Source organism: Synechocystis sp. PCC 6803 substr. PCC-P, from assembly GCF_000284455.1.
Classification (GTDB): Bacteria; Cyanobacteriota; Cyanobacteriia; order Cyanobacteriales; family Microcystaceae; genus Synechocystis.
In genome coordinates this window covers 2885385-2909709 of sequence record NC_017039.1, presented here as the reverse complement: position 1 = coordinate 2909709, position 24325 = coordinate 2885385, and the positions used below count along the sequence as shown (strand labels likewise).

Sequence of the window (24325 nt, the reverse complement as noted above, 5' to 3'; positions counted from 1 at the left end):
TTTTCCCACTATCTATTTGCCCATGGCAATGCTTCTTTCCTCCCCCTCCAGTGACCTAGTCACCATGACACCAGCGGAACCAGTGGTGGCCATGGAAAATCTCAGTCATTTCTACGGCACTGGCAATCTCCGCAAACAAATTTTATTTGATATCAATCTCCGATTGGACGAAGGGGAGGTGGTGATCCTCAAGGGGCCTTCCGGTTCGGGAAAAACAACATTGTTGACCCTGATGGGGGGGTTACGGTCGGCCCAGAGCGGTAGTTTGCGGGTGTTTGGTCAAGAGTTAAATGGAGCAAAAAAACAGGATTTGGTTCAGGTCCGCCGTCACATTGGCTATATTTTCCAAGCCCACAATTTGCTCGAATCCCTCACTGCTAGGCAAAATGTACAGATGGCCATCGAACTACACCCCCAATACAATGCTCAACAGGCGAAAGAGTTGTCCATTGCCATGCTGGAGGCGGTGGGACTAGGAGCTCACATTAACTACAATCCCCACAATCTTTCCGGTGGACAAAAACAACGGGTGGCGATCGCCAGGGCATTAGTAAGTCATCCCAAAATGATTTTGGCCGATGAACCAACGGCGGCCTTGGACAGTAAATCGGGCCATGACGTGGTGGAGTTGATGCGAAAATTAGCCCGAGAGCAGGGGTCTACTATTTTGATTGTCACCCATGACAACCGCATTTTGGACGTGGCAGACAGGATTATTCAACTCGAAGATGGGCAACTTTGTGCCGACCCAGGGGAGTGAAGATTAATTAACCGACATTAAAAACTTAGTTAAAAGCTCCATATAATAAGTGTGGCTAAATCCCAAATTAAATCATAGAAATATTTAGGATTAGTCAAAGCTTATTTGCCAAGTTTTAATTGTGCTTTAATTTGTCTCAAAACTGCGGGCATAGGGACATTACCAGGTAAACCCCAGAGAGGCAAAGGCATAGCATTAAACTTAACTAACCCATAAACCCCTCACCTTGGAACTTAGCCGTGATTACATGACCCAGGAGCCCTACCAAATTCTACTGATTGAAGATGATTCAGCAACGGCAGCCATGGTTGACCATTGCTTCGGACCGTCGATTGTATCCCCTTTGGTGGAACGTCTACCGGTACAAATTACGACGGTGTCAAATTTGGCTGAGGCGGTGGACATTTGCCAAGATCGAGAGTTTGCCGTGGTTTTATTAGATCTATTTCTATCGGAACTCCAAGGCATTGATACCCTAATTAAAGCCCGCACAATTTTCCCCGACCAATCCATCATTGTCTATAGCCAAAGTGAAGATGAGCATTTAGTTATTCAAGCGTTCCAGCATGGGGCCGATGGCTATTTACGACTGAAAAATCTCGACAGTTATTTGCTTTATTATGAATTACTATCGGTTTTAGAAAGAAATATTTATCGTCGCAAGAGTGAAAATCAACGAAACTTAGCCAGCCAACAGAAGGAATACAGCGCCCTGGAAACCTTAATTAGCTCCACCACCAGCGTCACTGCCCGGATGTTTGGTTCTGATACCATCAAAGATTCCTTTCCAGAATTATTTGGGGAGTTGAAACAAACCTATGGAGAGTTGTTAGAATTAGCATTGGATCAACGCGCTTTTAGGGTAGACCATAATCTTTCTGAGCGCTTGAGAAATTTAGCCGATCGCCTAGGTTTTATGAAAGCCAGCCCCAGGGATATTATCGAAATCCACACCACCGTCCTAAAGGAAAAGAATCACAATATTAATGTAATTAAATCCCAAGCCTACGCCACCGAGGGCAGATTGATAGTATTAGAATTAATGGGCTATTTAGCAAGCTTCTATCGCAAATACTATGTCAGCTTGAATAACTTAAATATTTCCTCGCGTATTTCACCACGATTTCCCCCCAAAGATAGTTCTTAAATTAATTATCTTTGCTTGATTGTTTAGTTGTTTAACTATAACCTATTACACTTTGTTTTAACTAGATTAATAATCCATTATTTGATTGTTTTATTTAAATTTCCTTTAATTCAGGTTACTGACCCCAGATTAATTGAGCTAGATTTAAGCATTGGCTTTATTTGTTATCAGCGATGGATATGAATAGGATTGTGTTAAGACTTTATATCACGGGTAATTCGGTGCGTTCTCAGCAGGCGATCGCCAATATTTACCGCATTTGCCAAGAAGATCTAGGGGATCAGTACAATGTTGAAATCATTGACGTGTTGGAACAGCCTCAACGGGCGGAAGAGGAAAAAATCATGGTCACCCCCACCTTGATCAAACAATTGCCCCCTCCCCTACAGCGGATTATCGGCGATATGTCCAATACGGAAAAAGTTTTGCTGGGATTAGATATTGTGCCCGAAGGTTTGCAGGTTCGTTTGCCGGAGGATTAACCGCTATCCCCTAGGCGGTGGGCCGATATTAGGTGATTATTAAAAACCAGGGCGAAAATTTTGCCCCCATTCCTCTGGCGATCGCCAAAGCTCCAGTTTTTTCCCAATTATGTTGTCCAACTCCGACCAGCACCGCGCAGTTCAGGCCCTCTACAACACCTATCCCTTCCCCCCCGAACCCCTGCTACAGGAACCACCTCCGGGTTACAACTGGCGCTGGCAATGGACTGCGGCCCATAATTTTTGTTTAGGACGGCGGCCGGCTAATCAAAAGGTTCGCATTTTGGATGCGGGTTGTGGCACTGGAGTCGGCACGGAATATTTAGTCCACCTCAACCCGGAAGCGGAAGTTCATGCCGTGGACATCAGTGAAGGGGCTTTAGCCGTTGCCCAAACAAGGTTGCAAAAGTCCGGTGTGGTTTGTGATCGGGTGCATTTCCACCATTTATCCCTGGAAAATCTGGCCCATCTTCCCGGACAATTTGATTACATCAATTCCGTCGGTGTACTGCATCATTTGCCCGATCCAGTGGCTGGAATTCAGGCCGTAGCGGAAAAATTGGCCCCCGGTGGTTTATTCCACATTTTTGTTTACGCTGAAATCGGCCGCTGGGAAATTCAACTCATGCAAAAGGCGATCGCCATCCTACAGGGGAAAAAACGGGGCGATTACCAGGATGGGGTTGCGGTGGGTCGAGAAATTTTTGCGAGTTTGCCGGAATATAACCGTTTAGTGAAAAGGGAAAAAGAGCGTTGGTCCCTGGAAAATCATCGGGATGAATCCTTTGCGGATATGTATGTCCATCCCCAAGAAACGGACTATAACATTGATACGTTATTTGAATTAATCGACTCGGCTGGACTGGAATTTTTGGGCTTTTCCAACCCTGATTATTGGCAACTAGATCGCCTGTTAGGCAAAGCACCGGATTTAATGGAACGGGCTAAAGATTTAAGCGAAAAGGAACGATATCGTCTAATTGAATTATTAGACCCCGAAATTACCCACTACGAATTTTTCTTGGCTAAACCCCCCATACAAATTAGTGATTGGACGGACGATCAAACCTTACTCAAAGCCCTGCCCAATCTTCATCCTTGCCTGACTGGTTGGCCGAGCCGCAGTTTATTTGACTATAACTATCAGCCCTTAGAGTTAACCGAAGAGGAATTTAAGTTTCTCCAGGCAGTAGAAGCTCAGACAGAAATTCAAGCAAACGTGGAAAAAGTTCTAACCGACCTAGGCGATCGATCCATCGACTTGGCATTGGTGCGGAGCCTGCAAACTCGGCAACTACTGACCCTCGGCAACTCATAGGGGCTGCTTTTACGACTTCTCGATGCCCTGAAATTGGGAAGATAAACTGAAACTTCGCAGACGGGGGCTAAGGACTAAAATTGAAAAGTCCCCCTGGTTGCACAGAGGAAATTGCCATGGTTCAGGTCGTTGATGATCCGAAATCACTGCCGTTGAATATTCCCGAAGAACTGGCCCTACAGGTCACGCCGGCCCAATTTGCCATTTTAGCGGCGGAAAATCGAGATTTAAGGCTTGAACGTACAGCAACAGGAATATTAATTGTGAATCCCCCCACTGGTGGCGAATCGGGTAATCGTAATTTTCATTTGACTACTCAACTCGGTATCTGGTGTGAAGCTAACGATCGCCTTGGGGAAGGGTTTGATTCCTCCACGGGGTTTGAGTTGCCCAATGGGGCCAATCGATCGCCGGATGCATCTTGGGTTACTAAGGCGCGCTGGGAATCCCTCACCCAGGAACAACGACAAGGATTTATGCCCCTTTGTCCCGATTTTGTAGTGGAATTGCGTTCTAAAACCGACAGCCTCAAAAAATTGCAGGAAAAGATGCAGGAATATATGGAAAACGGCGCTCAGTTGGGCTGGCTGATTGACCCCCAAAATAAAAAGGTGGAAATTTACCGCTCTGGACAGCCAGTAGAAATATTAGAAAATCCCAGCAACCTATCCGGAGAAACTATTTTGCCAGGGTTTACCCTATCTCTGCAAAGAATTTTTTCCAGTTAATACTGGCCAACTTTAATCTATAAAACCCCTTTGGAACTGGGAATGGTATCAGCCCGACGGGGGTCAACCTCGATCGCCATACGCATGGCCCGAGCAAAGGCTTTAAAGGTCGCTTCGATAATGTGATGGGAATTAATGCCGTCAAGCTGGCGGATGTGGAGGGTCATTTGACTGTGGTTCACCACGGCCACAAAAAATTCCCGAACCAATTGGGTGTCGTAGGTACCCACCCGTTCCGTGGGAATTTGTAGGCCATAGCTGAGGTGGGGCCGCCCGGAAAAGTCTAAGGTCACCTGCACCAAAGCTTCATCCAAGGGAGCAATGAAATGACCAAAACGATTAATGCCCCGGCGATCGCCAAGGGCTTCAGCTAAGGCTTGACCAAGGGTAATGCCCACATCCTCGTTAGTGTGGTGGTCGTCAATTTCAATATCTCCGGTGGCGTTCACTTCCAGGTCAATCAAGCCGTGGGAGGCAATCTGGTGCAACATATGATCCAAAAAAGGCACCCCCGTAGCCACATGGCACAAACCACTGCCCATCAAATTCAAACTCACCCGCACATCAGTTTCTTTGGTAACTCGATGTACCGCCGCCGCCCGGGGGGGAAAGTTGGGGATCAGCAGGGAAGGGGTGGATGACTCCGGCATGGGGAAAAGATTGGTGAAATTGAGTGGCAATGGCTTTTTTCAGAACAGCCTTAATCCATTTTAAAGGTAAAGAGAAGATTGCCAAAAGTTAGAGTCTGTTTTCCCAAAACTCCAGTATTGCGGTCGCTTGATTGGGTCAGTTTACAGGGCTGATCAGATCTGGCTAACAGATTATTGAAAAAATGAGCAAATCTAGAAGCTATTCTGAGTGACTCATCCGTTTGAGCGGCCGGCCGAGAAAGGGGCATAATGTGCCCAGGTTGTTTACTCACTAATTTCCCCTGCCATGATTGAGGTTGAACATCTCAGCAAAGTTTACGGTTCCACCACTGCCATCCAGAATGTGGACTTTTCGGTGCAAAAAGGCGAAATTCTCGGTTTTTTGGGGCCCAATGGAGCGGGGAAAACCACCACCATGCGGATTTTGGCTGGTTACATTCCGGCCACTACCGGGACAGTGCGGGTGGCAGGGTTTGATGTCCATGAACAATCCCTGGCGGTACGAAAGCGCATTGGTTACCTACCGGAAAATCCTCCCCTCTATGGGGATATGACTGTGGCCAGCTTTTTAAACTTTGTGGCTAGCATTAAGGGCGTTAAACCAGGCGATCGCCGGCAAAGGGTGATCTGGGCCATGGAACGGTGCCAGTTAACGGAAAAACGCAAAGTCCTAATTCGCAAGCTGTCCAAGGGTTTTAAGCAACGGGTGGGCATTGCCCAGGCCATTGTCCATGATCCAGCGGTGATTATTTTGGATGAACCCACCGTGGGTCTAGACCCGAAGCAAATTATTGAGGTGCGTAATTTAATTAAAAGTTTGGCAGAGGACCATACTATTATCCTTTCCACCCATATTTTGCCGGAGGTGAGCATGACCTGTGACCGGGTGACCATCATCAATCAAGGGCGGGTGGTGGCCACCAATACCCCGGACAATTTACTGGCGGAGCTAAAAGGAAATCTCAGTTATCAGTTGGAAGTAGCTGGGGCAGAAGGAATGGCGATCGCCCATTGTTTACAGTCCTTGCCCGGTGTGGAAGAGGTGCAAACTAAAACCCACCCCCAACAGCAGGAACGCCAACAAATTTTGGTGCGGAGTAATCAACTGGAAGAACTGGGGCAACAATTAGCCCAGGCGATCGTCACCCAGGGTTGGGATTTATACGAAATGCAACGGCTACGCCCCACTTTGGAAGATGTGTTTTTAAATCTGATTACTAGCGAGGCGGTGGACGAAGAAATGGCCGTGGAATTGCCCGAAGAAAAACCCGAAAATCCAGAAGAAAGCAATAAAAATTCAGAAAATGCTCAGTAATCGCTGTCAGCAACGCAAATTCCCTTGCATTTAATACCATTACTGGCGGTGCGGCGACAATGGGGACAAAGAATGGGTTCCGAATCCGACGAGGAAGGTGATGATCCTTGGCGATCGCCAGTTTGGGAAGTGGTTCTGTCGGAATGATCGGTGGCGGAGACAACCATGAAATAAGTTAAGTAATACTGTTTGGGCTTGGTTTCGCTTTTACCATTGTGCCAAGGGATGAATTTTCTCGCATGGGCTCTAATCAGATTCCTGTTCTTCCCGGATCTGACTGTGGCAATTGAGGTCAGTCGTGTAAAGACTAACCAGGCGAGCAACAAAAATAACCGAGTACATTTGACCGACAATGGCTTCCATGTTGGACAATCCCATGGCAATGGAATCCGTAGGAGTTATGTCACCGTAGCCCAGGGTGGTCAAGGTCGTAAAGCTAAAATAGAGCAAGATGAAATTATTAATCCCATCACTTTGTAATTCGTTAAAATTAGTGGGGGAAATAATATAGGATATCCGGTAGAGTAAAAACCAAAAGACTCCAATCAGTAAATAGACACTGATAGCTCCTAATAAAGCATTTTGGTCTACTTTCTGGACCTTATTCAATTGTTGGCTAATGGTAATCACTGCCGCCCCGAAGAACACCGCATAGACTATATCCGCCCAAGTAAAGAGTCTTTGGGAAATGGTGGGATTACTAATCAACAAAGTTAATAAATCACAGCCCAAGGCGATCGCCACTAGTCCCCGTAGAAAAGTTTTCCAAAGAGAGCTGATGGCCATATTTTTTACCATTACCAAAATAGTCACCGTGAACAAGATGGAAGTAATAGTTCCCCCCATTCTCGTTTTCACAAACATGGTAAAAAATAGTAATAAAACAATTGACCAAAACAGATTGCGGTAATGCCAGTTATCAAGATTTTTCTGTCGATATTTGCCAAACATAAATCCCTGGCTCCGTGGCCATCAAGCATCTAATCAACATTGATGCAGACGGCGGCCATTTGTAAAGCTAATAAACGGCTTTCCAAGCGATGGTGGGGAGATAATTGGGCCAATACCGGCAACCTTTGCAAACGAGCCTGGACTTGCCCCTTGGCCCCCACCAAAAAAACTTCCCTTTGTTTGGCCAACGCATCTTTGAGCATGGTTTCGATCGCCAGTAGGGCAGTGACGCCCAAGCGGGGTACCGTGGCCAAATCGAGGATGAGCACATCGTAATTTTCCACAATGGCTAACCTGCGGGCAATGGATTTCGCCGCCCCAAAACTCATGGGCCCACTGAGATGGAACATAAAAATGCGACCATTGGCTGCCCGCAAAATTTGTTGTTCTTCCTCTAGTAGCCAGTCCTCCCCATCGGCCCTGGTTACGCTTTTAATCGATTCGAGTTGAAGATCGGTCAAATTTTTCACAGTGAACAGATTGGCCACAAAGACCCCCACCGCCACCGCCGTAATCAAATCCACAAAGACGGTCAATCCCAGCACCAAGTACATTAACCCCGCTCCTTTGGTGGAAAGTTGGTGGGCCCGCTTGAGAAAACTCCAATCGACAATGTCAATACCCACTTTGATGAGAATGCCGGCCAAAACAGCGTGGGGAATGGGTTCTGTCAACTGTCCCGCTTTAAGGACAATCATTAACAAAATCAACGCATGGATCATCCCGGCGATCGGAGTTTTGCCACCGGAATTGATATTAATCACCGTCCGCATAGTGGCCCCAGCCCCTGGCAAACCACCGCATAGGCCCGAAACAAGATTGCCAATGCCCTGCCCTACTAATTCGCGATCGGAATCGTGATGACTGCGACTAATGTTATCTGCCACCAGGGAAGTCAGCAAAGAGTCTAGGGAACCCAGCACCGCCAACATGATGCTGTAAAGCAACATTTGTTGCAAACTACCCCAACTGAGATAGGGCAAATGAAGGCTGGGCAAACCAGAGGGAATTTCCCCAATGCGGGGTAGAGATACATTCCCGAAAAAAATCATTGAAATTATCGTTCCCAGCACCAGGGCGATCAGGGGAGCGGGCAAAATCCGGTTAAGGCGGGGCGGAGAAAAAAAGACGATCGCCAGGGCAATCAAGCCCAAACCCAGGGCGGCAAAATTAACATCGTTGAGATAAGTGGGAATTGCTTGCAGGGAAGGCACTACCCCAGGGGCTGTTTGGTGGCCCAACAGGGGTGCAATTTGCAAAATCACAATGATCACGCCAATGCCGGACATAAAACCGGAAATGACGGTGTAGGGCATAAAGGTGATGTATTTACCCAAACCGAGTAAGCCTAAAACTACTTGAAAAATCCCGCCAAACATCACCACCGTGAGAGCCATGGCCCAGCCATTTTCTGGATTACTAGCGGTTAAATTAGCAAAAGTGGAAGCCATCACCACCGTCATGGGCCCCGTGGGGCCGCTAATTTGGGCTGGCGTTCCCCCAAATAGAGCAGCGAAAAATCCCGTACAAATAGCTCCGTACAGTCCCGCAATGGGCCCAGCTCCCGAGGCAACCCCAAAAGCCAGGGCTAAAGGTAGGGCTACGATCGCCGCTGTGATGCCACCGAAAATATCCCCCCGCAGATTATCGAAACGAAGTCCATGGACAAAACGGGTGGGGGAAAGCAGGGTAGTAGCCATGGAAAAGGAAGGGGAATTGCATCAAGATTGCTAATCGTCAGCATAGACCAGGGTTATGAATCTGGAACCCACAACCATCAGCATTTCCGGACAGGAATTAAGTTCTACCCCCGTCCACGTCCCCCATTACTAAATTCGATTAATCGAGAATTGGATAATGGCTATTTTTTGAGTGCCAAAGTCATGCCGTCCCCCAGGGGAATCACACTGATCCGTACCCGTTCATCCTGGGCTAGGTCACGGTTAAATTGTTGTAAAACTTGGGTTTGGGCTTCTTGGGGGTCAACTTCCGTCACTTTTCCATGCCAGAGCACATTGTCAATAACCATCAATCCTCCCCGCCGCAGTAAATTTAAGCCGATTTCGTAATAGCGGGGATAGTTCCGTTTATCGGCATCAATAAAAATTAAGTCAAATTCAGGCAACGGTTTGCCCTGGGTCAACTGCTCTAATGTTGCCAGTGCTGGCCCCAACCTTAAACTAATTTTTTCGGCCACCCCAGCCTTTTGCCAATACTTTTTGGCGATCGCGGTAGCGTTGGGGTCTTGGTCACAGGCAATAATTTGACCATCGGGAGGAAGTTGCAAAGCCATGGCTAAGGCACTATAACCCCGAAAAACACCTATTTCCAGTACCTGTTTTGCCCCGGTTAAACTGATTAACAAACCAAGAAATTGGGCTTGCTCTGGGCTAATTTGCATGGGGGCACCGGGTAAATGGGCCGTTTCCCGCCGCAATTGTGCTAGATAGAACGAATCATCTGCACTAATGCTTTGCAGATAGGAATAAAGACTAGGATCAAAACCGGTGATGCCCTTACCCATGGTCTTTCCTGTTAAATTCTATGGCAACCTATGCCAACAAATTGGCGTATTTTTCCACCGCTTGGCGGGGATTTTCTGTCCGTTGCGCCTGAATTTTTTCATAGCATTCCCGTTCAATGGCGCTGGGATTTTTCGGAGCAGTGATGATTAGGCGTACTAACTGGTCACCACGGCCCTGTTTAGGGTTCGGCCAACCTTTCCCTTTTAACCGCAGGGATTGGCCGGATTTGACTCCTGCCGGGACTTTCATTCGCACCATGCCATCGGGGGTCGGTACACTAATATCGGCCCCCAACACCGCTTCGTCCGGGGCGATCGCCAATTCACAGACCAGGTTATCCCCTTCAAATTGGAAAAATGGATGGGGGGTCAGTTGCAAGTTGAGATACAAATCCCCCCTTTGACCGTAAGGACTGGCCATACCTTTGCCCCTCACCCGTACTCGACTGCCATTTTTCGCTCCGGCGGGAATCCGCACAGTGACCATTTCTTCCCCTAAGTTGAGACGTTTTTCCACTCCCCGAAAAGCTTCCGCCAAAGTTAACTGTAGGGTTGCTTCCCGATCGCCTGCGGGGGCCTGGGCATTGCCAAAACCACCAAAGTCATTAAAGCCAGGGCCGCCGGTGGAATAGCTGTAGGAAGTTCTCTGACCGCCGCCACCGGGGGTATTGAAGCGTCCCAACAGTTCATTAATAAATTCGTCAAAATTGCCGTACTGGCTAAAGTCAAAGCCACCAAAATCCACGCCGACTCCAGGGCCGTAGCTGCCACTGGGTTGTCCTGCCGTGCCAGCCTGTTGCCAATAGCGGCCAAATTGGTCATATTTCTGGCGTTTTTCGGGGTCAGAAAGCACCTCATAGGCTTCGCTAATTTCCTTAAATTTTTCCTCCGCCGCCTTATCCCCAGGATTTTTGTCAGGATGATATTTCAGTGCTAATTTACGAAACTGCTTTTTGATTTCAGCTTCTGAAGCGGTTTTGGTCACTCCCAAAATTTGGTAATAGTCTTTGAAATCTGTTGATGCCATACAAGTGTCCCTCCTGTGACCTGAAACTGCCGCCCTGGAGCAAAGCCAGGAAAAGTTTATCCAAACCGGCTATGGAGTTGATCAAACTGCCCCAGCCTTACCCCTAACTAACTTACTCTAACAAGAAGTCCCGTCGGAGTTTGGCCGGTTCCCCCGATTCGGTTTTGCCCCCCGATACCAATGGACCAAGGTTTGGGGAGAAACCCCCAGATGATAGCCCGCCACCACCAGCTGGTTAATGGCCGTAGTCCGCAGTAGCCCCAGCTTTTGCCACCGCCGTCCAGATGTAATCACTTTGCCCCCGGCGATCGCCACCTTGCCCCGTTGTTTTCCCAGTTTTTGCATAAATTGGTAATCTTCCATAATGGGCAAATCAGCAAACCCTCCCAACTGTTGAAAATCTTGCCGTTGGATAAATAAACCTTGATCGCCATAGGGTTTTTGGGCGTAAATGGAGCGCCAAAGAATTAATTTTTCTAGCCAACGATAGGGTCTACCGGGGAGATCAATAGTTAAACCAAAAGCTCCGGCTATGTAACTAGAATTGGTTAATATCTCAGCAATTTGAGTAAAAAAGTCATGGGGCAAAATACTATCTAAATGTAAAAATAATAACCATTCACTCCTAGATAAACTAGCACCATAATTCATTTGGTTAGCCCGCCCTGTTTGGGGACTAATAAAAACGTGTAAAGGTAAAGAATCAGCATAGGTCTGGCATAACTCCACTGTGCTATCCTGACTGCCCCCATCAATAATTAAAATTTCTATCCGTTGATCCTCGGTAAATTGTCCCAAATATTGTCTGGTATTTTCAGTCGGAGACTTTTGTAAAATTTTTGCTTCATTAAACACGGGAATAATAATACTCAACTGGGGACGGTCGGCCATGAATAATCCTAGGAGAACAACTTTTTGATTAAATTCATTTTTTTGCCATAGGGAGAATAGCGTAAATTAGTTTCCCCCCAAAAGGGTCGTCGTAAAATGCTTTTATAATTGCTCAATGTGTCAAAAGTAGCCTTGCCATGGTAGCGTCCCATACCACTTTCTCCCACCCCACCAAAGGGTAAGTCTGTCACAGTTAAATGAAGCAAAATATCGTTCAAACAAACACTACCGGAACTGGTAGATTGCAAAATTTCCTCCTGTTTTTGCCGATTATTGCTAAAAAAATAAAGTGCCAATGGTTTAGGTTTGATGTTAATAAAATCTATTGCTTCTGACAAACTCTGATAAGTTAAAATTGGCAAAATTGGGCCAAATATTTCCTCTTGCATTAAGGGAGAATTTAAATCTGGATCGATGATTAAAGTTGGGGCAATGTAGCGATCGCCTTCGTTATGATCTCCCCTTGTAATTACTTTGCCATGGCTTAATAAACTAACTAACCGTGACCATTGTTGTTGGTTAACAATGCGAGTGTAGTCAGGGCTATGGGCTGGATTTTCCCCGAAAAGCATCTGAATTGCCTGTTGTAAAGCTGGTAAAAGTTGTTCTAAGCAGGATTGCTCCACCAATAAATAATCCGGTGCCACACAGGTTTGGCCAGCATTGACTAGCTTGCCCCACATAATGCGTTTGGCTGTTTCCTGGAGGTTGATTTCCCTATCCACCACACAGGGAGATTTACCCCCCAATTCCAACGTAACTGGGGTTAATTGCTCTGCCGCAGCTGCCATAATTAACCGACCCACCCTAGGGCTGCCGGTAAAGAAAATATGGTCAAATTTTTCCTGTAACAATTGTTGGCTAATGGTTTCATCTCCCTCCACCACTGTTGCCCAAGCCGGGGAAAATACATTTTGGATTAATCTGGTAATTACCCCACTAATAGCTGGAGTATATTCCGACGGCTTTACCACCACACAATTTCCAGCGGCGATCGCCCCGATCAAGGGCATTAAACAAAGATAAAAAGGATAATTCCAGGGGCTAATAATTAGCACTACACCAAGGGGTTCTGGTCTTAACTGGGCACTGGCAGGAAAAACCATCAGATTCGTACCTACCCGTTGGGGCTTAGACCATTGCTGAAGATGTTTTTGATAATAATTAATTTCCCTAATTACCCCCAAAATTTCGTTTACATAGCTTTCAAAGGTGGGCTTACCAAAATCTTGCTTAAGGGCCTTAATAATTTCCTCTTCCTGGGCTTGAATTTGCGTTTTTAATTTTGCTAGAGCTGTTAATCTATCTTGGACTGATTTAGTTTTGCCCTGACGAAAAAAGTCCCTTTGCTCAGCAACAACAGTTTTAGCAGTATTCATAATGTTAATTATGCTTTAGTAACGCACACAAGTTATTGATAACCTAACCCAAGTTATTATGGCACTTCTAACTGTTTTTCTAAAGTCTCCACCGCTTCATAGAGAGCTTGAAAGTTTCCTTGACCAAATCCTTTTGCCCGGTGGCGGCGTTCAATAATTTCCCAAAATAGAGTGCCTACTCCATAGCAAGGCTGACTAAAAATTTGTAGCAGTAATCGCTCCCCCGTATTATCTTGATCATCCAGCAAAATTTCTAGGCACTGTAAGGTATCCCAATCCAAACTTGCATAATTAAAATAGCTACTGTTTCTTTGCTGTTGATAATAGCCAGTGGGGATTTTTAAAAAATTTACGCCCCTTTCCCGCAGATGAGCCACAGTTCGCGTAATACTCGTAGTGGAAAAAGCGACATGTTGAATACCAGCCCCATGGTTATTGGCTAAAAAAGTTTGAATTTGGGAACTGTTATTGGTGGGACAATTGAGGTTAAATTGGACTTTCCCATTGGCACTGGCCAGGGCTTCGCTATACAGACCAGAATGGGGCGTATTGACAGTAAAACTCTGCTGCACCGACCAGCCAAACACCTGTTGATACCATTGGGAAGCCTGGGTAAATTGATCGGCGGCAATGTTTAGCACCACATGGTCGATGGTCGTTAAACCAACACCATGCAATGTTTTATTCTGATTTAGCTCAGAACGAACAGGATAAATGCTATGGTGCACATCTCCCCAGAGCAAAAAAGTTAATCCTTCTGCTTTAGTCAGAGGATGAATAACTGGTGTGGTTTCTATCTGTAATTCTGATAATTGATGCTGAATTTTTTGCCAATTGGCCACCTGCCAAGCGACTTCACCTACGCCGGGGGGATGTTTCTGGAGATAGTCGGCATATCTACTCAAACTAGATTCCGATGCCGAAATTAGCAGAAGTATTTGCCCCTGTTGGTAGATGCCAGTAATTCCTTGGTCAGTAATAATTTTATTTACGCAAGTGAAACCCCATTGACGTTGATAACAACGATGAGCTGACTGATAATCGTCAACGTATAAATGAAGATAGTCGAATTCCATAATTACCTAGGAGATTGTGGACTTCAAACTAAAGGCTTTATCCCCGTTAATAAGCCAAAACGCACTAATCCCCGTTCATAGCCCCATTTCATTAATCGTAAACACAGGGCGGCATTGATAATTTTTGGCCCCGCTTGCCCCAAGGCCCACAACACCCGGGGATCGAACGCAGACTCAATCACCCGGTCCCAAAAAGGTGCCACCGCCACTGACCAATCGGCAGTCTTAATTTCCCCAAACCCACATTCCCTGGCGATCGCCTCGTAGTCCGGCAGGGAAACCACATAGGGCAAACAGTAAACGTCATAGATGGCTTGGAGATGGCGACGTTCATCGGCAGTCAGGGGGCCATTGCCGGGATCAATGGGACGATGACACCAGGTCGCTAAAATCAGACGGCCACCTGGTTTAAGTACCCGCCAAGCTTCTTGTAAAAACTGAGCTTTGTTGGGCATGTGCTCCCCACTTTCCAACGACCAAACCCAGTCAAAGGAATCGGAAGCAAAGGGCAAATCCAAGGCATTGGCCACCTGAAACTGGCAGGTTGAGCCCAACCCCAGGGCCCTGGCCCTTTCCCCCGCCCGTTCCACCTGCACTGGGGAAAGACTAGCCCCCATCACTTCTGCTTGGTGTTGCTGGGCCAAGTACAAACTACTGCCGCCAATGCCACAGCCTAAATCGAGAATTTTTCGTGGTTTGGCGCTATTTTGGGGCACTGCCCAGGCCAATAGTTCTTTGATCAGATCAATTTGAGCCTGGCGGCGATCGATCCGATAGGTGCCGTGGGGACCGTAGTAGCCGTGGTGCATATGCTCACCCCAAACGTCTTCCCAGAGACCGCTGGAGTCGTCGTAGAAATTTTTAATTTTTTCGTAGAGGTCTGCACTGGCAATGGTGGCGCTGGCCATGGTAAGCAAAGAGAAATAACAATAGAATGCTAAGAACAGGGCGTGCTTAGGCCTAACATGGTAAACCATTTATCATTTTGAGCTTCACTTGCCATACACCCCGATGATGAACCATAGGCATTTTTTAGTATGTTGATTTAGGCTTTCTGCTTTACCAAAAACGACGTTGTTGTTTTAAAAAGACCCGAGCGCAATTTCTACCGGGCATACCTGATATGGAGCCACCGGGATGGGTACCCGCCCCTGTTAAGTAAAGATTTTTGATGGGGGTTTGGTAGTTGGCAATTTCCGGTAGAGGCCGGAGGAACATCATTTGGTCCAAACTCATATCCAGATGATAGACATTGCCGTTGTAACTTCCCAGCCGTTGGGCCAGTTCGGCGGGACTTTCCACTCGGCGACCAATGATCAGAGATTTTAGGTTAGGGGCATAGTCCGTTAATTTATCAATCACCCGATCCGCCACTTTTTCCTTTAACTCATCGGTCCAACCTGTGCCCATTAACCCTGTCCCTTCCAACCCGGCGATGCGGTAGGGGGCAAAAAATTCGATCCAGAGGGTGTGCTGCCCAGGGGGGGCCATGGTGGGGTCCAATACAGTGGGAATATCCAAATATAAAGACGGATTAGCATCGGGAATTTGCCCCAAGGCAATGAGGGCGTGGGCTTCCTCGACATGGCGTACCGAGTCGGCAATCAAAATAGTTCCCGTTAGATCCTCCGGCCCGGCCATGGCAGTGAAGTGGGGTAAACCGGAGAGGGCACAATCGATTTTTAAAATGGCTTCGTTATTGTTCACAGTGCGCCGTTCCAGTCGTTCCCCTAGGTTTTGATTCACCTTGGCTAGGGCCCCCGGTTCCACCAATTGCAAAAATAAACGGCGGGCATCGATGTTAGAAATCACGCCTTTTTTGGCCCGGTACTGTTCTCCGTTAGCTACCTCCACCCCGATCGCCTGGTTGTTTTCCACCAATACCCGTTTGACGGTTTGGTCAGTGAGGATTTTTCCCCCTTGGGCTTGCACTAACTTCACCAAGGCTTCTGTGAGGGCTCCAGTGCCTCCTTTTGGTCTGGCAATTCCCTCCAAATGCCGCATGGCCACCATCATCATGCCGGAGCTACTACCCTTTTGGGATGGGGGAGCGCCAATTTCCGAACATAGTCTAGCTAAAGGAGCTTTAACCCGTTCGCTGTCGAACCATTCATTGAGCACATCTTCCGGGGAGCCGATCATAGTGCGGATAAAATCCAACGCCTTGGTTTTCGACCCGGCGATCGCCAGCACGGATTTTAAGTTTTCCCAACCATAGTTCAGGGCTAAATCTAGTAAAGCCTGGGGCGGAGCATTAAAAGCAGGCTGGACAGCGTTGAGCAAATCCGTCCAATAATTGACAAATTGCCGATATTTTTCCGCATCTCGGGGGCTATAGGTGGCAATGTGGGCACAGGTTTTTTCTAGGGAACGGTAGCTCATAAAAGCTTGGCCATCCAGCCCCGGACAAAAAACACTGGGGTCACAAAATAAATATTCCAAACCATACTGGGCTAAATTTAGCTCCTGCAACACCGGCCCCAGAAAGATAAATTCGTGGTCAATGGCACAGCGGTTAAAGCGAAACTGGGGGGATAGCTCCGGCATGAGAGCTTCTGTGGTGGCCGCCCCCCCTGGTACTTCCCGCTTTTCTAGTAACGTCACCCCCAAGCCCCGTTGGAGCAAATAGGCTGCACAGACTAAGCCATTGTGCCCCGCCCCAATAATGACAACATCGGTGGTGATCATAAAAAAATTGGCCTCGACTTCGGGTAGAACATTTTATCCTGACCGTGGCGATCGCCTGGAATGAATTTTTCCCTGGGCAAGGTATTGATGAGGATCGTGCTCCACTAATCCCCGGCGATGGAAGTTAATTAATACTTCCCGGTAAATATTCTTTTTGGTAGAAAAACTAACGCAACTGGGCTACCACTTGATTTTCCAGTAACAGCTTTTGCTGCAACAAATCCTCCACCGTCAGACGCAGGTAGCGCTGGTCATCTACCCAAAATTTGACCTTGATGCGATCGCCACCGGGCACCCCAGGGGGAGAAAGTTGGGCAATTTGTCGGGCCCCATTGCGGTCATTGAGGGGTTGGACCGTGAATGCTTGATTTTCTAAAACCCTGGTAATTAACTGATTACCGTCAAAGTAAACTTCCGTAGCCCCAATGCTGGAACCTAGTTCCCCCACAATTAATTCAATGCTGGGCTGATTATCCAAGGAAGCGCCTAGGGTTAATTCAATGGGTTCGGCCATGGGGTAGGTTTGCCCATTTTTAATAATTGGGTGCCAATTATGGCTATTTTTACGCCGATTCCAATACCTAACTCCGTAGCTATGGTAGAGATAATCCTGCACCTCACGGCCTTGGTAAATTTGCAACGCTCCCAAGGCGATCGCCCCAAAGGGTTGTTGATTGCGAATTTTACCGGCGGGAAATTGGGCGTTAATCCAATCCTGCACCATGGGCAATTGACTGGTGCCCCCCACCACCAACACTGCATCCAGGTTAGCGGGAGTCAAACCTCGCCGTTGGGCCGTTTGCTGAACCTGTTCCCACAGGGCTGTTAATCGTTCAAAAAATTGCCGTTGTTGCAAAATTTCTGTTAAGTCCGATCGCCGTAGTTGAAATTCATAGGATTCCAGGGCTTGATCGTCGAAGTAAACCTCTGTGGCTTCTTCCGCTTCCCCTAGGGCAATTTTCAATCTTTCCGCTAATCGTCTAATCCAGGGGGAAACCTGTAAACCCTGAGCCTCGGTGAAATATTCACTAATCCAATAATCGATGTCACTCCCGCCCAAATTGGCCCCCGCTTTCGCCAATACCTTGGCCAGGGCTGATTTTTCCTCCGCTTTAGAACCCCCAAGAATACCGCCCCATTTGAGCAAAAATCCCGAACGACCCTTTTGTCCTCTGTCCCCCAATTGCACCCAGGAAAAATCCACCGTTCCCCCACCAAAATCCAACACCAAGATTTGACTGGCATCCCCCACTCCGTAACCCAATGCGGCGGCGGTCGGTTCATCCACCAGGCGTACTTCTTCCACTCCCCAACTGCGACAGGTGTGACTCAGCCAATGGCGATAGGATTCAAAGCTATCCACCGGCACCGTTAAAGCCAAACAATCCGGCCCTTGACCCTCCTGCTCTGTCAATATTCGGATCAATTTATCTAAATACCACTGCCCCAATGTCTCTAAGGACAAGGTATGGCCATCCAATTGGGGCAAAAATCCCTGCACTGCCACCCCAATGCCCCGCTTAAAGTTCTTAAAAAACCTGGTATCCGTAGAAATATCCCTGCCCCGATCCAGCACTTCCCTGGCGATCGCCACTTGGCCGAGGGCGGCATTTTCCACATATAGCAAACTGGGAACCAAAGGGCCACTATCCCCCAGGGGATGGCTCAGGGAGGGGAGGTCAATTAAATTTCCCTGACGGGTTGCTTCATTCCAGCGAGCAATGACGGTATTGGTAGTACCAAAATCAATGGCGTAGGGCACGACAAAACCAGAGATGAAGGAAAACGCCTTGGATTATAACCTGTTCCCATGGGCCAGATTTCGACCAGCAGCATGGGTCTAACCTTCAACCCAGTGGGGGGCGGGAGCGGATCAAGTATCATGGGAAAGGGCTGAATTCCTTCGTCTGAAAACTTTTTGTAAACACAATCCATGGCCAAAACCGTAGTTTCCCCCGATACCATTGCCCTTCCCCGTACCAGTGAGTCGGAGCAACTAAAAAAAATCCGCCACACCACTTCCCACGTCATGGCCATGGCGGTGCAGAAACTTTTTCCCAAAGCCCAAGTGACCATTGGTCCCTGGACGGAAACGGGGTTTTACTACGATTTTGATGTGGCAGAACCGTTTACAGAGGCAGATTTAAAGGCCATCAAAAAAGAGATGGTGAAAATCATCAATAAAAAATTGCCAGTAATTCGAGAAGAAATTAGTCGGGAAGAGGCTAAACAAAGAATTGAATCCATCCAAGAACCCTACAAATTAGAAATCCTCGACAGCATCCACGAACCCATCACCGTTTACCATCTGGGGGATCAATGGTGGGATCTTTGTGCTGGGCCCCATTTGGAATCCACGGCGGACATTAATCCCAAGGCGATCGCCTTAGAAAGTGTGGCCGGGGCCTACTGGCGGGGGGATGCCAACAAAGCTCAGCTCCAACGGATTTACGGTACTGCTTGGGAAACCCCGGAACAATTGGCGGAATACCAACGGCGCAAGGAAGAAGCTCTCAAAAGAGATCACCGTAAATTAGGCAAAGAATTGGGGCTATTTATTTTTGCTGACCCAGTGGGCCCCGGTTTACCCCTCTGGACTCCCAAGGGGACCATTATCCGCACCATTTTGGAGGATTTTCTCAAGCAAGAACAAATTAAAAGGGGTTATTTGCCCGTGGTTACCCCCCACATCGCCCGGGTAGATCTATTTAAACAATCGGGGCATTGGCAGAAATACCAGGAAGATATGTTCCCCATGATGGCGGAATCTCCCGAGGAAGCGGCGCAGGAAATGGGCTTTGTGCTTAAACCGATGAACTGCCCTTTCCACATTCAAATTTACAAGAGTGAACTGCGCTCCTATCGGGATTTGCCCCTACGGTTAGCGGAATTTGGTACTGTTTATCGCTACGAGCAATCGGGGGAACTGGGGGGATTAACCAGGGTGCGGGGCTTTACGGTGGACGATTCCCATTTATTCGTTACTCCAGATCAGTTAGACGAGGAATTTTTGAGCGTAGTGGATCTGATTCTGACCGTGTTTAAAAGTTTGCAACTGAAAAACTTTAAAGCCCGCCTCTCTTTCCGGGATCCAGAATCCGACAAATACATTGGCTCCGATGAAGCTTGGGAAAAGGCCCAGGGAGCTATCCGTCGGGCGGTGCAGGAATTAGAGATGGATTATTTTGAAGCCCCAGGGGAAGCGGCTTTCTACGGCCCCAAACTAGATTTCATTTTCCAAGACGCCCTGGAACGGGAATGGCAACTGGGCACCGTGCAGGTGGATTACAACTTACCAGAAAGGTTTGATTTGGAGTACATTGCCGCCGATGGTTCCCGCCAACGCCCTGTAATGATTCACCGGGCCCCCTTCGGTTCCTTGGAAAGGTTAATCGGCATTTTAATTGAAGAGTATGCGGGGGATTTTCCCCTCTGGTTAGCTCCCATTCAAGTTCGCTTACTGGCGGTGAGTGATGAGTTTTTACCCTTTGCCCAATCCATTGTCCAACAAATGCAATCTTTGGGTTTACGGGCCGAAGTGGATACCAGTGGCGATCGCCTAGGAAAAATGATCCGCAATGCGGAGAAGCAAAAAATCCCGGTTATGGCGGTAATTGGAGCGAAGGAAGTGGAAGCTAATGCCCTCAATATCCGCACCAGGGCTTCGGGGGAATTGGGGGAAATTCCTGTAACGGAAGTGTTGGAAAAATTGCAAGCAACGGTCACCAATCACGATACTTGGTAGGGTTAAATATCGCTCAAAGCAACTTTTTTGACAAAGTTAGCCAAAATTTTTAGCCCCAGGGTGGAGGATTTTTCCGGGTGGAATTGCACCGCCATCACATTATCCTTGGCGATCGCCGCTGCGATGGTTTGACTGCCGTGGGTGGTACTAGCGGCAATTACCTGGGGATCAAGGGGAGCCATGTAGTAGGAGTGGACGAAGTAAACTTGGGGTTCCGGGGGTAAATCTTGCCAGAGACATAAATCCGGTTGGTTAAACTGCAATCCATTCCAGCCCATGTGGGGAATGGTCAGTCCCGGCTCGGAACGGAAATGTTTCACTTGTCCGGGAATAATGCCCAGCCCCGTTTCCTGGCCTTCTTCAGAACTGTCAAATAGCAGTTGGGAACCTAAACAAATGCCCAAAAAAGGAATTCCCTTGGCGATCGCCGTTTTGAGCACCTCTTCCAAACCCCTGGCCCGCAAATGCTGCACCGCTGGATCAAAGGAACCTACCCCCGGCAGGACAATAGCCGTAGCACCGTCGATAACGTGGGCCTGGTCCGTTACCAGGGGATTGCCTCCCACTTTCTCCAAACCCTTACAGACGGAGTGGAGATTGCCCATATCATAATCAACGACGGCGATGTAACCCATGGGAAAAAAGACGCAAAGTAGGACAGAGTTAGACCATTGATGATCGGACCTAACCCCCGTCTAGCCATTGTACGCAAAGTTGACCGCTCCCCAGGACGGACTAGCAATATCTCTGGGCAGAAGGATCCCGGAAAAAATCTTTGCTAAACCGGGGATCAAGTTCGCCATTGGGCAATTTTGATATTAGAATTCAGCCAACACACCAATTTCACTAATCTGTTGGCATTATTTGAGATTTGAGAACCATGGGGAATGAAAAAGCTAGAGTCGGTATCATTGGCGCGTCGGGCTATGGCGGCATTCAGCTAGTACGTTTATTGTTGGAACATCCCCAGGTGGAATTGACCTACCTAGCGGGGCACAGCAGTGCAGGCAAGCCCTACAGTGATCTTTATCCCCATTTAACCCACCGGGTAAACCTCACCATCGAACCCATTGACCTAGAGGCGATCGCCAGCCGTTGTGATGCGGTGTTCCTTGGTCTGCCCAATGGTTTAGCCTGTGACATGGCCCCGGCATTATTGGCCAAAGGTTGTAAAGTTTTAGATCTGTCGGCGGACTATCGTTTCCGCAATCTTAACACCTACACGGAATGGTACAAAAAGGATCGTCAGGACCAAGCCACCAATAACCAAGCTGTTTACGGCCTGCCGGAATTGTACCGGGATGCTATTAGGGATGCCCAACTAATTGGTTGCCCCGGCTGTTATCCCACCGCCAGTTTACTAGCCCTTTCCCCGTTGCTGAAACAGGGTTTCATTGTGCCCGAAACTGCCATTATTGACGCTAAGTCCGGTACTTCCGGGGGAGGTAGAGAGGCAAAAGTTAACATGCTCCTAGCAGAAGCAGAAGGATCTTTGGGGGCCTACGGAGTAGCTAAACACCGCCATACCCCTGAAATTGAACAGATTGCCAGTGATTTGGCCGGTACGGAGCTAAGGGTACAGTTCACGCCTCACTTGATCCCCATGGTGCGCGGTATCCTAGCCACCGTTTATGCCACCCTGCGGGATCCGGGTTTGGTGCGGGATGATCTGATCACCATTTACAGTGCTTTTTACCGGGCTTCCCCCTTTGTGAAAATTCTGCCCCACGGGGTTTACCCCCAAACGAAATGGGCTTGGGGGACGAATCTTTGCTACATTGGCATCGAAGTGGACCCCCGCACTGGGCGGGTAATTGTCCTTTCCGCCATTGATAATCTGGTCAAAGGCCAGGCAGGGCAGGCAGTGCAATGCTTAAACCTCATGATGGGTTGGGAAGAATCCTTAGGCTTGCCCCAACTGGCTTTTTATCCCTAGTTATTCGGTTGGAAAAACATCCCAATCTGAGCCAATTGCCATCAAAGTAAAACTCCCCCAGGGTCTTAGTTCTGGAGGAGTTATTTTTTTCCGAGTCATTAACCCGGCTTTATTTTTTCAAACAGGCTATCTGAATCAATGTTTACTGTTGGCGATCACTATAGGCAGGACGACGGCCACCGCTGGAGCGACGGGGTTTGCCCGGTTTACCTTGGTAACCACCCCCACTTTTGTTCTGGCCACCGCCAGCATTGCGGCCACGACGGAGAACGGGCTTGTTGAAATCAACTTCCGGCACTTCCCAATCGGATTTCATCCAATGGGGACAGCTCTGGTCATAGATCATCTGTAAAGCAGCAGCGGCGATCGCCTGGGCATCGTACTCATCGCTCAATTCCCGCACTAAAGGAAGGAAGGAGGCCATCCGCTCACCGGTCAGGGCTTCCTTGAGTTGTTCCTGCAGTTTTTCAATCCGCTTGGCTTCCACCTGCGAACGGTTAGGAATGGTACAAACTTCAATTTGTTGTTTCAGACGGTTTTCGATGGATCGCAGTAAACGACGGTCAATGGGTTCCACCAAGGCGATCGCCTTACCAGTCTTACCAGCCCGACCGGTGCGGCCAATGCGGTGAATGTAGGTTTCAGCGTTATCGGGTAAATCAAAGTTGACCACATGGCTGAGGTTATTCACATCTAAACCCCGGGCGGCGATGTCCGTGGCCACCACCAGCTTAATTTTGCCATCCCGGAAACGGTGCACCAAACGCTCCCGTTGGGATTGGCTCAGGTTGCCGTGGTACTCATCCACGCTATGGCCCGCTTCTTGCAAACGACTGGTGAGGTCTGCGGCGGTTTGTTTAGTACGAACAAAAATAATGGCGGATTCGGGATCTTCCATTTCCAGAATCGGTTGTAGCGCTTTAGCCTTAGACCAACCGCGGGGCACGTGATAAAGCTGCTGCTCAATGCGGGTGGGGGTGGATTGGGTCTGTTTAACGGTCACCAGGGCGGGATCATTTAAAAATTGGTTGACCAATTCTTTGATTTCCCGGGGCATGGTGGCAGAAAAACAAGCGGTCTGCCTGGTGGGGGGAGTTTTACGCAGAATGGTTTTCACATCGTCAATGAAGCCCATGCTCAGCATTTCGTCCGCTTCATCCAGCACCACCCATTGGATGGTTTCTAATTTAAGTTTTTTGCGGTCAATTAGGTCAATCACCCGTCCAGGGGTGCCCACCACAATTTGCACACCCCGTTCTAGGCTGCGAATTTGCCGCTCGATGGATTGACCACCGTACACATTCAAAATAAATAGACGGCGCTCGTGGGAAAAGTCCTTCATTGCTTCCGCCACCTGCTGGGCCAATTCCCGGGTGGGGGTCAAAATTAAGGCTTGCAAGTCCCCCTCTGGGTCAATGCGGTCCATCAAAGGTAGGGCAAAGGCGGCGGTTTTCCCCGTGCCGGTTTGGGATTGGGCCAGCATGTCCCGGCCGCTCAAAAGCAGGGGAATGGCTTCAGTTTGAATTTGGGTGGGAGCCTCAAAGCCAATGTCGGCCAAGAGTTGACAACGTTTTTCAGAAAGACCAAGGTCAGCGAAGGTACTAGTCAAAGTATTAGTCATGGAAAAGTTAAATAATTTCGGATAACAAAAGACGGTTTAGTGGGCAAATAATTAAGGATTAAAAAGTTTGCGGGAATGGCTGGGAAC

The 24325-nt window shown here is 48.1% G+C and carries 22 protein-coding genes; 8 read left to right on the top strand and 14 right to left on the bottom strand.

The window, feature by feature from the left end:
* Positions 1-22: 22 nt before the first annotated feature.
* From SYNPCCP_RS13595 to SYNPCCP_RS13575, 5 genes are all read left to right on the top strand, one after another.
* Positions 23-760, top strand: coding sequence for a DevA family ABC transporter ATP-binding protein (locus tag SYNPCCP_RS13595; protein ID WP_010873804.1), 738 nt, complete (start codon positions 23-25; stop codon positions 758-760).
* Positions 761-986: 226 nt separating this feature from the next.
* Entirely contained in the window at positions 987-1907 is a 921-nt protein-coding gene (locus SYNPCCP_RS13590; protein WP_223211295.1) for a response regulator, read from the top strand.
* Positions 1908-2080: 173 nt separating this feature from the next.
* Positions 2081-2389 carry a circadian clock KaiB family protein gene (locus tag SYNPCCP_RS13585; RefSeq protein ID WP_010873802.1) on the top strand — a complete coding sequence of 103 codons (309 nt, stop codon included), beginning with the start codon at positions 2081-2083 and terminating at the stop codon, positions 2387-2389.
* A 109-nt stretch (positions 2390-2498) separates the two neighbouring features.
* A complete protein-coding gene (locus tag SYNPCCP_RS13580; protein ID WP_010873801.1) occupies positions 2499-3707 on the top strand; it encodes a bifunctional 2-polyprenyl-6-hydroxyphenol methylase/3-demethylubiquinol 3-O-methyltransferase UbiG in 1209 nt (402 codons plus the stop codon).
* A gap of 116 nt (positions 3708-3823) precedes the next feature.
* A complete protein-coding gene (locus tag SYNPCCP_RS13575; protein WP_010873800.1) occupies positions 3824-4435 on the top strand; it encodes a Uma2 family endonuclease in 612 nt (203 codons plus the stop codon).
* Between the two features lie 17 nt (positions 4436-4452).
* Here SYNPCCP_RS13575 and hisB read toward each other — a convergent pair whose 3' ends face one another.
* Positions 4453-5085 (bottom strand): imidazoleglycerol-phosphate dehydratase HisB, encoded by a 633-nt coding sequence (gene hisB / locus SYNPCCP_RS13570; protein ID WP_010873799.1) that lies wholly within the window; start codon positions 5083-5085, stop codon positions 4453-4455.
* A 286-nt stretch (positions 5086-5371) separates the two neighbouring features.
* Here hisB and SYNPCCP_RS13565 point away from each other — a divergent pair, with 286 nt between their 5' ends.
* Positions 5372-6400, top strand: coding sequence for an ABC transporter ATP-binding protein (locus tag SYNPCCP_RS13565; protein WP_010873798.1), 1029 nt, complete (start codon positions 5372-5374; stop codon positions 6398-6400).
* Here the strand turns inward: SYNPCCP_RS13565 and SYNPCCP_RS17485 are convergent.
* The 11 genes from SYNPCCP_RS17485 to SYNPCCP_RS13515 form a co-directional block, all read right to left on the bottom strand.
* Positions 6394-6567 (bottom strand): hypothetical protein, encoded by a 174-nt coding sequence (locus SYNPCCP_RS17485; RefSeq protein WP_173363260.1) that lies wholly within the window; start codon positions 6565-6567, stop codon positions 6394-6396. The genes SYNPCCP_RS13565 and SYNPCCP_RS17485 overlap by 7 nt on opposite strands.
* Positions 6568-6646: 79 nt before the next feature.
* Positions 6647-7264 (bottom strand): potassium channel family protein, encoded by a 618-nt coding sequence (locus SYNPCCP_RS13560; RefSeq protein WP_223211294.1) that lies wholly within the window; start codon positions 7262-7264, stop codon positions 6647-6649.
* A 116-nt stretch (positions 7265-7380) separates the two neighbouring features.
* Positions 7381-9051, bottom strand: a complete 1671-nt coding sequence (locus SYNPCCP_RS13555) for a SulP family inorganic anion transporter (protein ID WP_010873796.1) — start codon at positions 9049-9051, stop codon at positions 7381-7383.
* A gap of 161 nt (positions 9052-9212) precedes the next feature.
* Complete coding sequence (locus SYNPCCP_RS13550) at positions 9213-9875, bottom strand: class I SAM-dependent methyltransferase (protein ID WP_010873795.1); 663 nt, start codon at positions 9873-9875, stop codon at positions 9213-9215.
* Between the two features lie 28 nt (positions 9876-9903).
* A complete protein-coding gene (locus tag SYNPCCP_RS13545) occupies positions 9904-10902 on the bottom strand; it encodes a DnaJ C-terminal domain-containing protein (RefSeq protein WP_010873794.1) in 999 nt (332 codons plus the stop codon).
* A gap of 117 nt (positions 10903-11019) precedes the next feature.
* Positions 11020-11793, bottom strand: a complete 774-nt coding sequence (locus tag SYNPCCP_RS13540; protein WP_010873793.1) for a TIGR04283 family arsenosugar biosynthesis glycosyltransferase — start codon at positions 11791-11793, stop codon at positions 11020-11022.
* 8 nt (positions 11794-11801) lie between these two features.
* Positions 11802-13172: an aldehyde dehydrogenase family protein gene (locus SYNPCCP_RS13535; protein ID WP_010873792.1), complete on the bottom strand. Its 1371-nt coding sequence runs from the start codon at positions 13170-13172 to the stop codon at positions 11802-11804.
* A gap of 56 nt (positions 13173-13228) precedes the next feature.
* Complete coding sequence (gene hppD / locus SYNPCCP_RS13530; RefSeq protein ID WP_010873791.1) at positions 13229-14248, bottom strand: 4-hydroxyphenylpyruvate dioxygenase; 1020 nt, start codon at positions 14246-14248, stop codon at positions 13229-13231.
* A 23-nt stretch (positions 14249-14271) separates the two neighbouring features.
* Positions 14272-15156 carry a methyltransferase domain-containing protein gene (locus SYNPCCP_RS13525; RefSeq protein WP_014407146.1) on the bottom strand — a complete coding sequence of 295 codons (885 nt, stop codon included), beginning with the start codon at positions 15154-15156 and terminating at the stop codon, positions 14272-14274.
* A gap of 151 nt (positions 15157-15307) precedes the next feature.
* Positions 15308-16936: an NAD(P)/FAD-dependent oxidoreductase gene (locus SYNPCCP_RS13520; protein ID WP_010873789.1), complete on the bottom strand. Its 1629-nt coding sequence runs from the start codon at positions 16934-16936 to the stop codon at positions 15308-15310.
* Positions 16937-17102: 166 nt separating this feature from the next.
* On the bottom strand, positions 17103-18698 hold the full coding sequence (locus SYNPCCP_RS13515) for an Hsp70 family protein (protein WP_010873788.1): 1596 nt from the start codon (positions 18696-18698) through the stop codon (positions 17103-17105).
* A 171-nt stretch (positions 18699-18869) separates the two neighbouring features.
* Here SYNPCCP_RS13515 and thrS point away from each other — a divergent pair, with 171 nt between their 5' ends.
* Complete coding sequence (gene thrS / locus SYNPCCP_RS13510) at positions 18870-20681, top strand: threonine--tRNA ligase (protein ID WP_010873787.1); 1812 nt, start codon at positions 18870-18872, stop codon at positions 20679-20681.
* Between the two features lie 2 nt (positions 20682-20683).
* Here the strand turns inward: thrS and hisH are convergent, their stop codons facing one another.
* Complete coding sequence (gene hisH / locus SYNPCCP_RS13505; RefSeq protein WP_010873786.1) at positions 20684-21316, bottom strand: imidazole glycerol phosphate synthase subunit HisH; 633 nt, start codon at positions 21314-21316, stop codon at positions 20684-20686.
* A gap of 245 nt (positions 21317-21561) precedes the next feature.
* Between hisH and argC the strand changes: the two genes are divergently transcribed.
* Entirely contained in the window at positions 21562-22617 is a 1056-nt protein-coding gene (gene argC / locus SYNPCCP_RS13500) for an N-acetyl-gamma-glutamyl-phosphate reductase (RefSeq protein ID WP_010873785.1), read from the top strand.
* Between the two features lie 142 nt (positions 22618-22759).
* On the opposite strand, the gene SYNPCCP_RS13495 is transcribed toward argC, so the two are convergent.
* Positions 22760-24238, bottom strand: a complete 1479-nt coding sequence (locus SYNPCCP_RS13495) for a DEAD/DEAH box helicase (protein WP_010873784.1) — start codon at positions 24236-24238, stop codon at positions 22760-22762.
* Between the last annotated feature and the right edge of the window lie 87 nt (positions 24239-24325).

Coding starts and splice junctions, on each gene's coding strand:
- SYNPCCP_RS13595 (WP_010873804.1), top strand. CDS start 23: ATGGCAATGCTTCTTTCCTCCCCCTCCAGTGACCTAGTCACCATGACA.
- SYNPCCP_RS13585 (WP_010873802.1), top strand. CDS start 2,081: ATGGATATGAATAGGATTGTGTTAAGACTTTATATCACGGGTAATTCG.
- SYNPCCP_RS13580 (WP_010873801.1), top strand. CDS start 2,499: ATGTTGTCCAACTCCGACCAGCACCGCGCAGTTCAGGCCCTCTACAAC.
- SYNPCCP_RS13575 (WP_010873800.1), top strand. CDS start 3,824: ATGGTTCAGGTCGTTGATGATCCGAAATCACTGCCGTTGAATATTCCC.
- hisB (WP_010873799.1), bottom strand. CDS start 5,085: ATGCCGGAGTCATCCACCCCTTCCCTGCTGATCCCCAACTTTCCCCCC.
- SYNPCCP_RS13565 (WP_010873798.1), top strand. CDS start 5,372: ATGATTGAGGTTGAACATCTCAGCAAAGTTTACGGTTCCACCACTGCC.
- SYNPCCP_RS17485 (WP_173363260.1), bottom strand. CDS start 6,567: ATGGTTGTCTCCGCCACCGATCATTCCGACAGAACCACTTCCCAAACT.
- SYNPCCP_RS13560 (WP_223211294.1), bottom strand. CDS start 7,264: ATGTTTGTGAAAACGAGAATGGGGGGAACTATTACTTCCATCTTGTTC.
- SYNPCCP_RS13555 (WP_010873796.1), bottom strand. CDS start 9,051: ATGGCTACTACCCTGCTTTCCCCCACCCGTTTTGTCCATGGACTTCGT.
- SYNPCCP_RS13550 (WP_010873795.1), bottom strand. CDS start 9,875: ATGGGTAAGGGCATCACCGGTTTTGATCCTAGTCTTTATTCCTATCTG.
- SYNPCCP_RS13545 (WP_010873794.1), bottom strand. CDS start 10,902: ATGGCATCAACAGATTTCAAAGACTATTACCAAATTTTGGGAGTGACC.
- SYNPCCP_RS13540 (WP_010873793.1), bottom strand. CDS start 11,793: ATGGCCGACCGTCCCCAGTTGAGTATTATTATTCCCGTGTTTAATGAA.
- SYNPCCP_RS13535 (WP_010873792.1), bottom strand. CDS start 13,172: ATGAATACTGCTAAAACTGTTGTTGCTGAGCAAAGGGACTTTTTTCGT.
- hppD (WP_010873791.1), bottom strand. CDS start 14,248: ATGGAATTCGACTATCTTCATTTATACGTTGACGATTATCAGTCAGCT.
- SYNPCCP_RS13525 (WP_014407146.1), bottom strand. CDS start 15,156: ATGGCCAGCGCCACCATTGCCAGTGCAGACCTCTACGAAAAAATTAAA.
- SYNPCCP_RS13520 (WP_010873789.1), bottom strand. CDS start 16,936: ATGATCACCACCGATGTTGTCATTATTGGGGCGGGGCACAATGGCTTA.
- thrS (WP_010873787.1), top strand. CDS start 18,870: ATGGCCAAAACCGTAGTTTCCCCCGATACCATTGCCCTTCCCCGTACC.
- hisH (WP_010873786.1), bottom strand. CDS start 21,316: ATGGGTTACATCGCCGTCGTTGATTATGATATGGGCAATCTCCACTCC.
- argC (WP_010873785.1), top strand. CDS start 21,562: ATGGGGAATGAAAAAGCTAGAGTCGGTATCATTGGCGCGTCGGGCTAT.
- SYNPCCP_RS13495 (WP_010873784.1), bottom strand. CDS start 24,238: ATGACTAATACTTTGACTAGTACCTTCGCTGACCTTGGTCTTTCTGAA.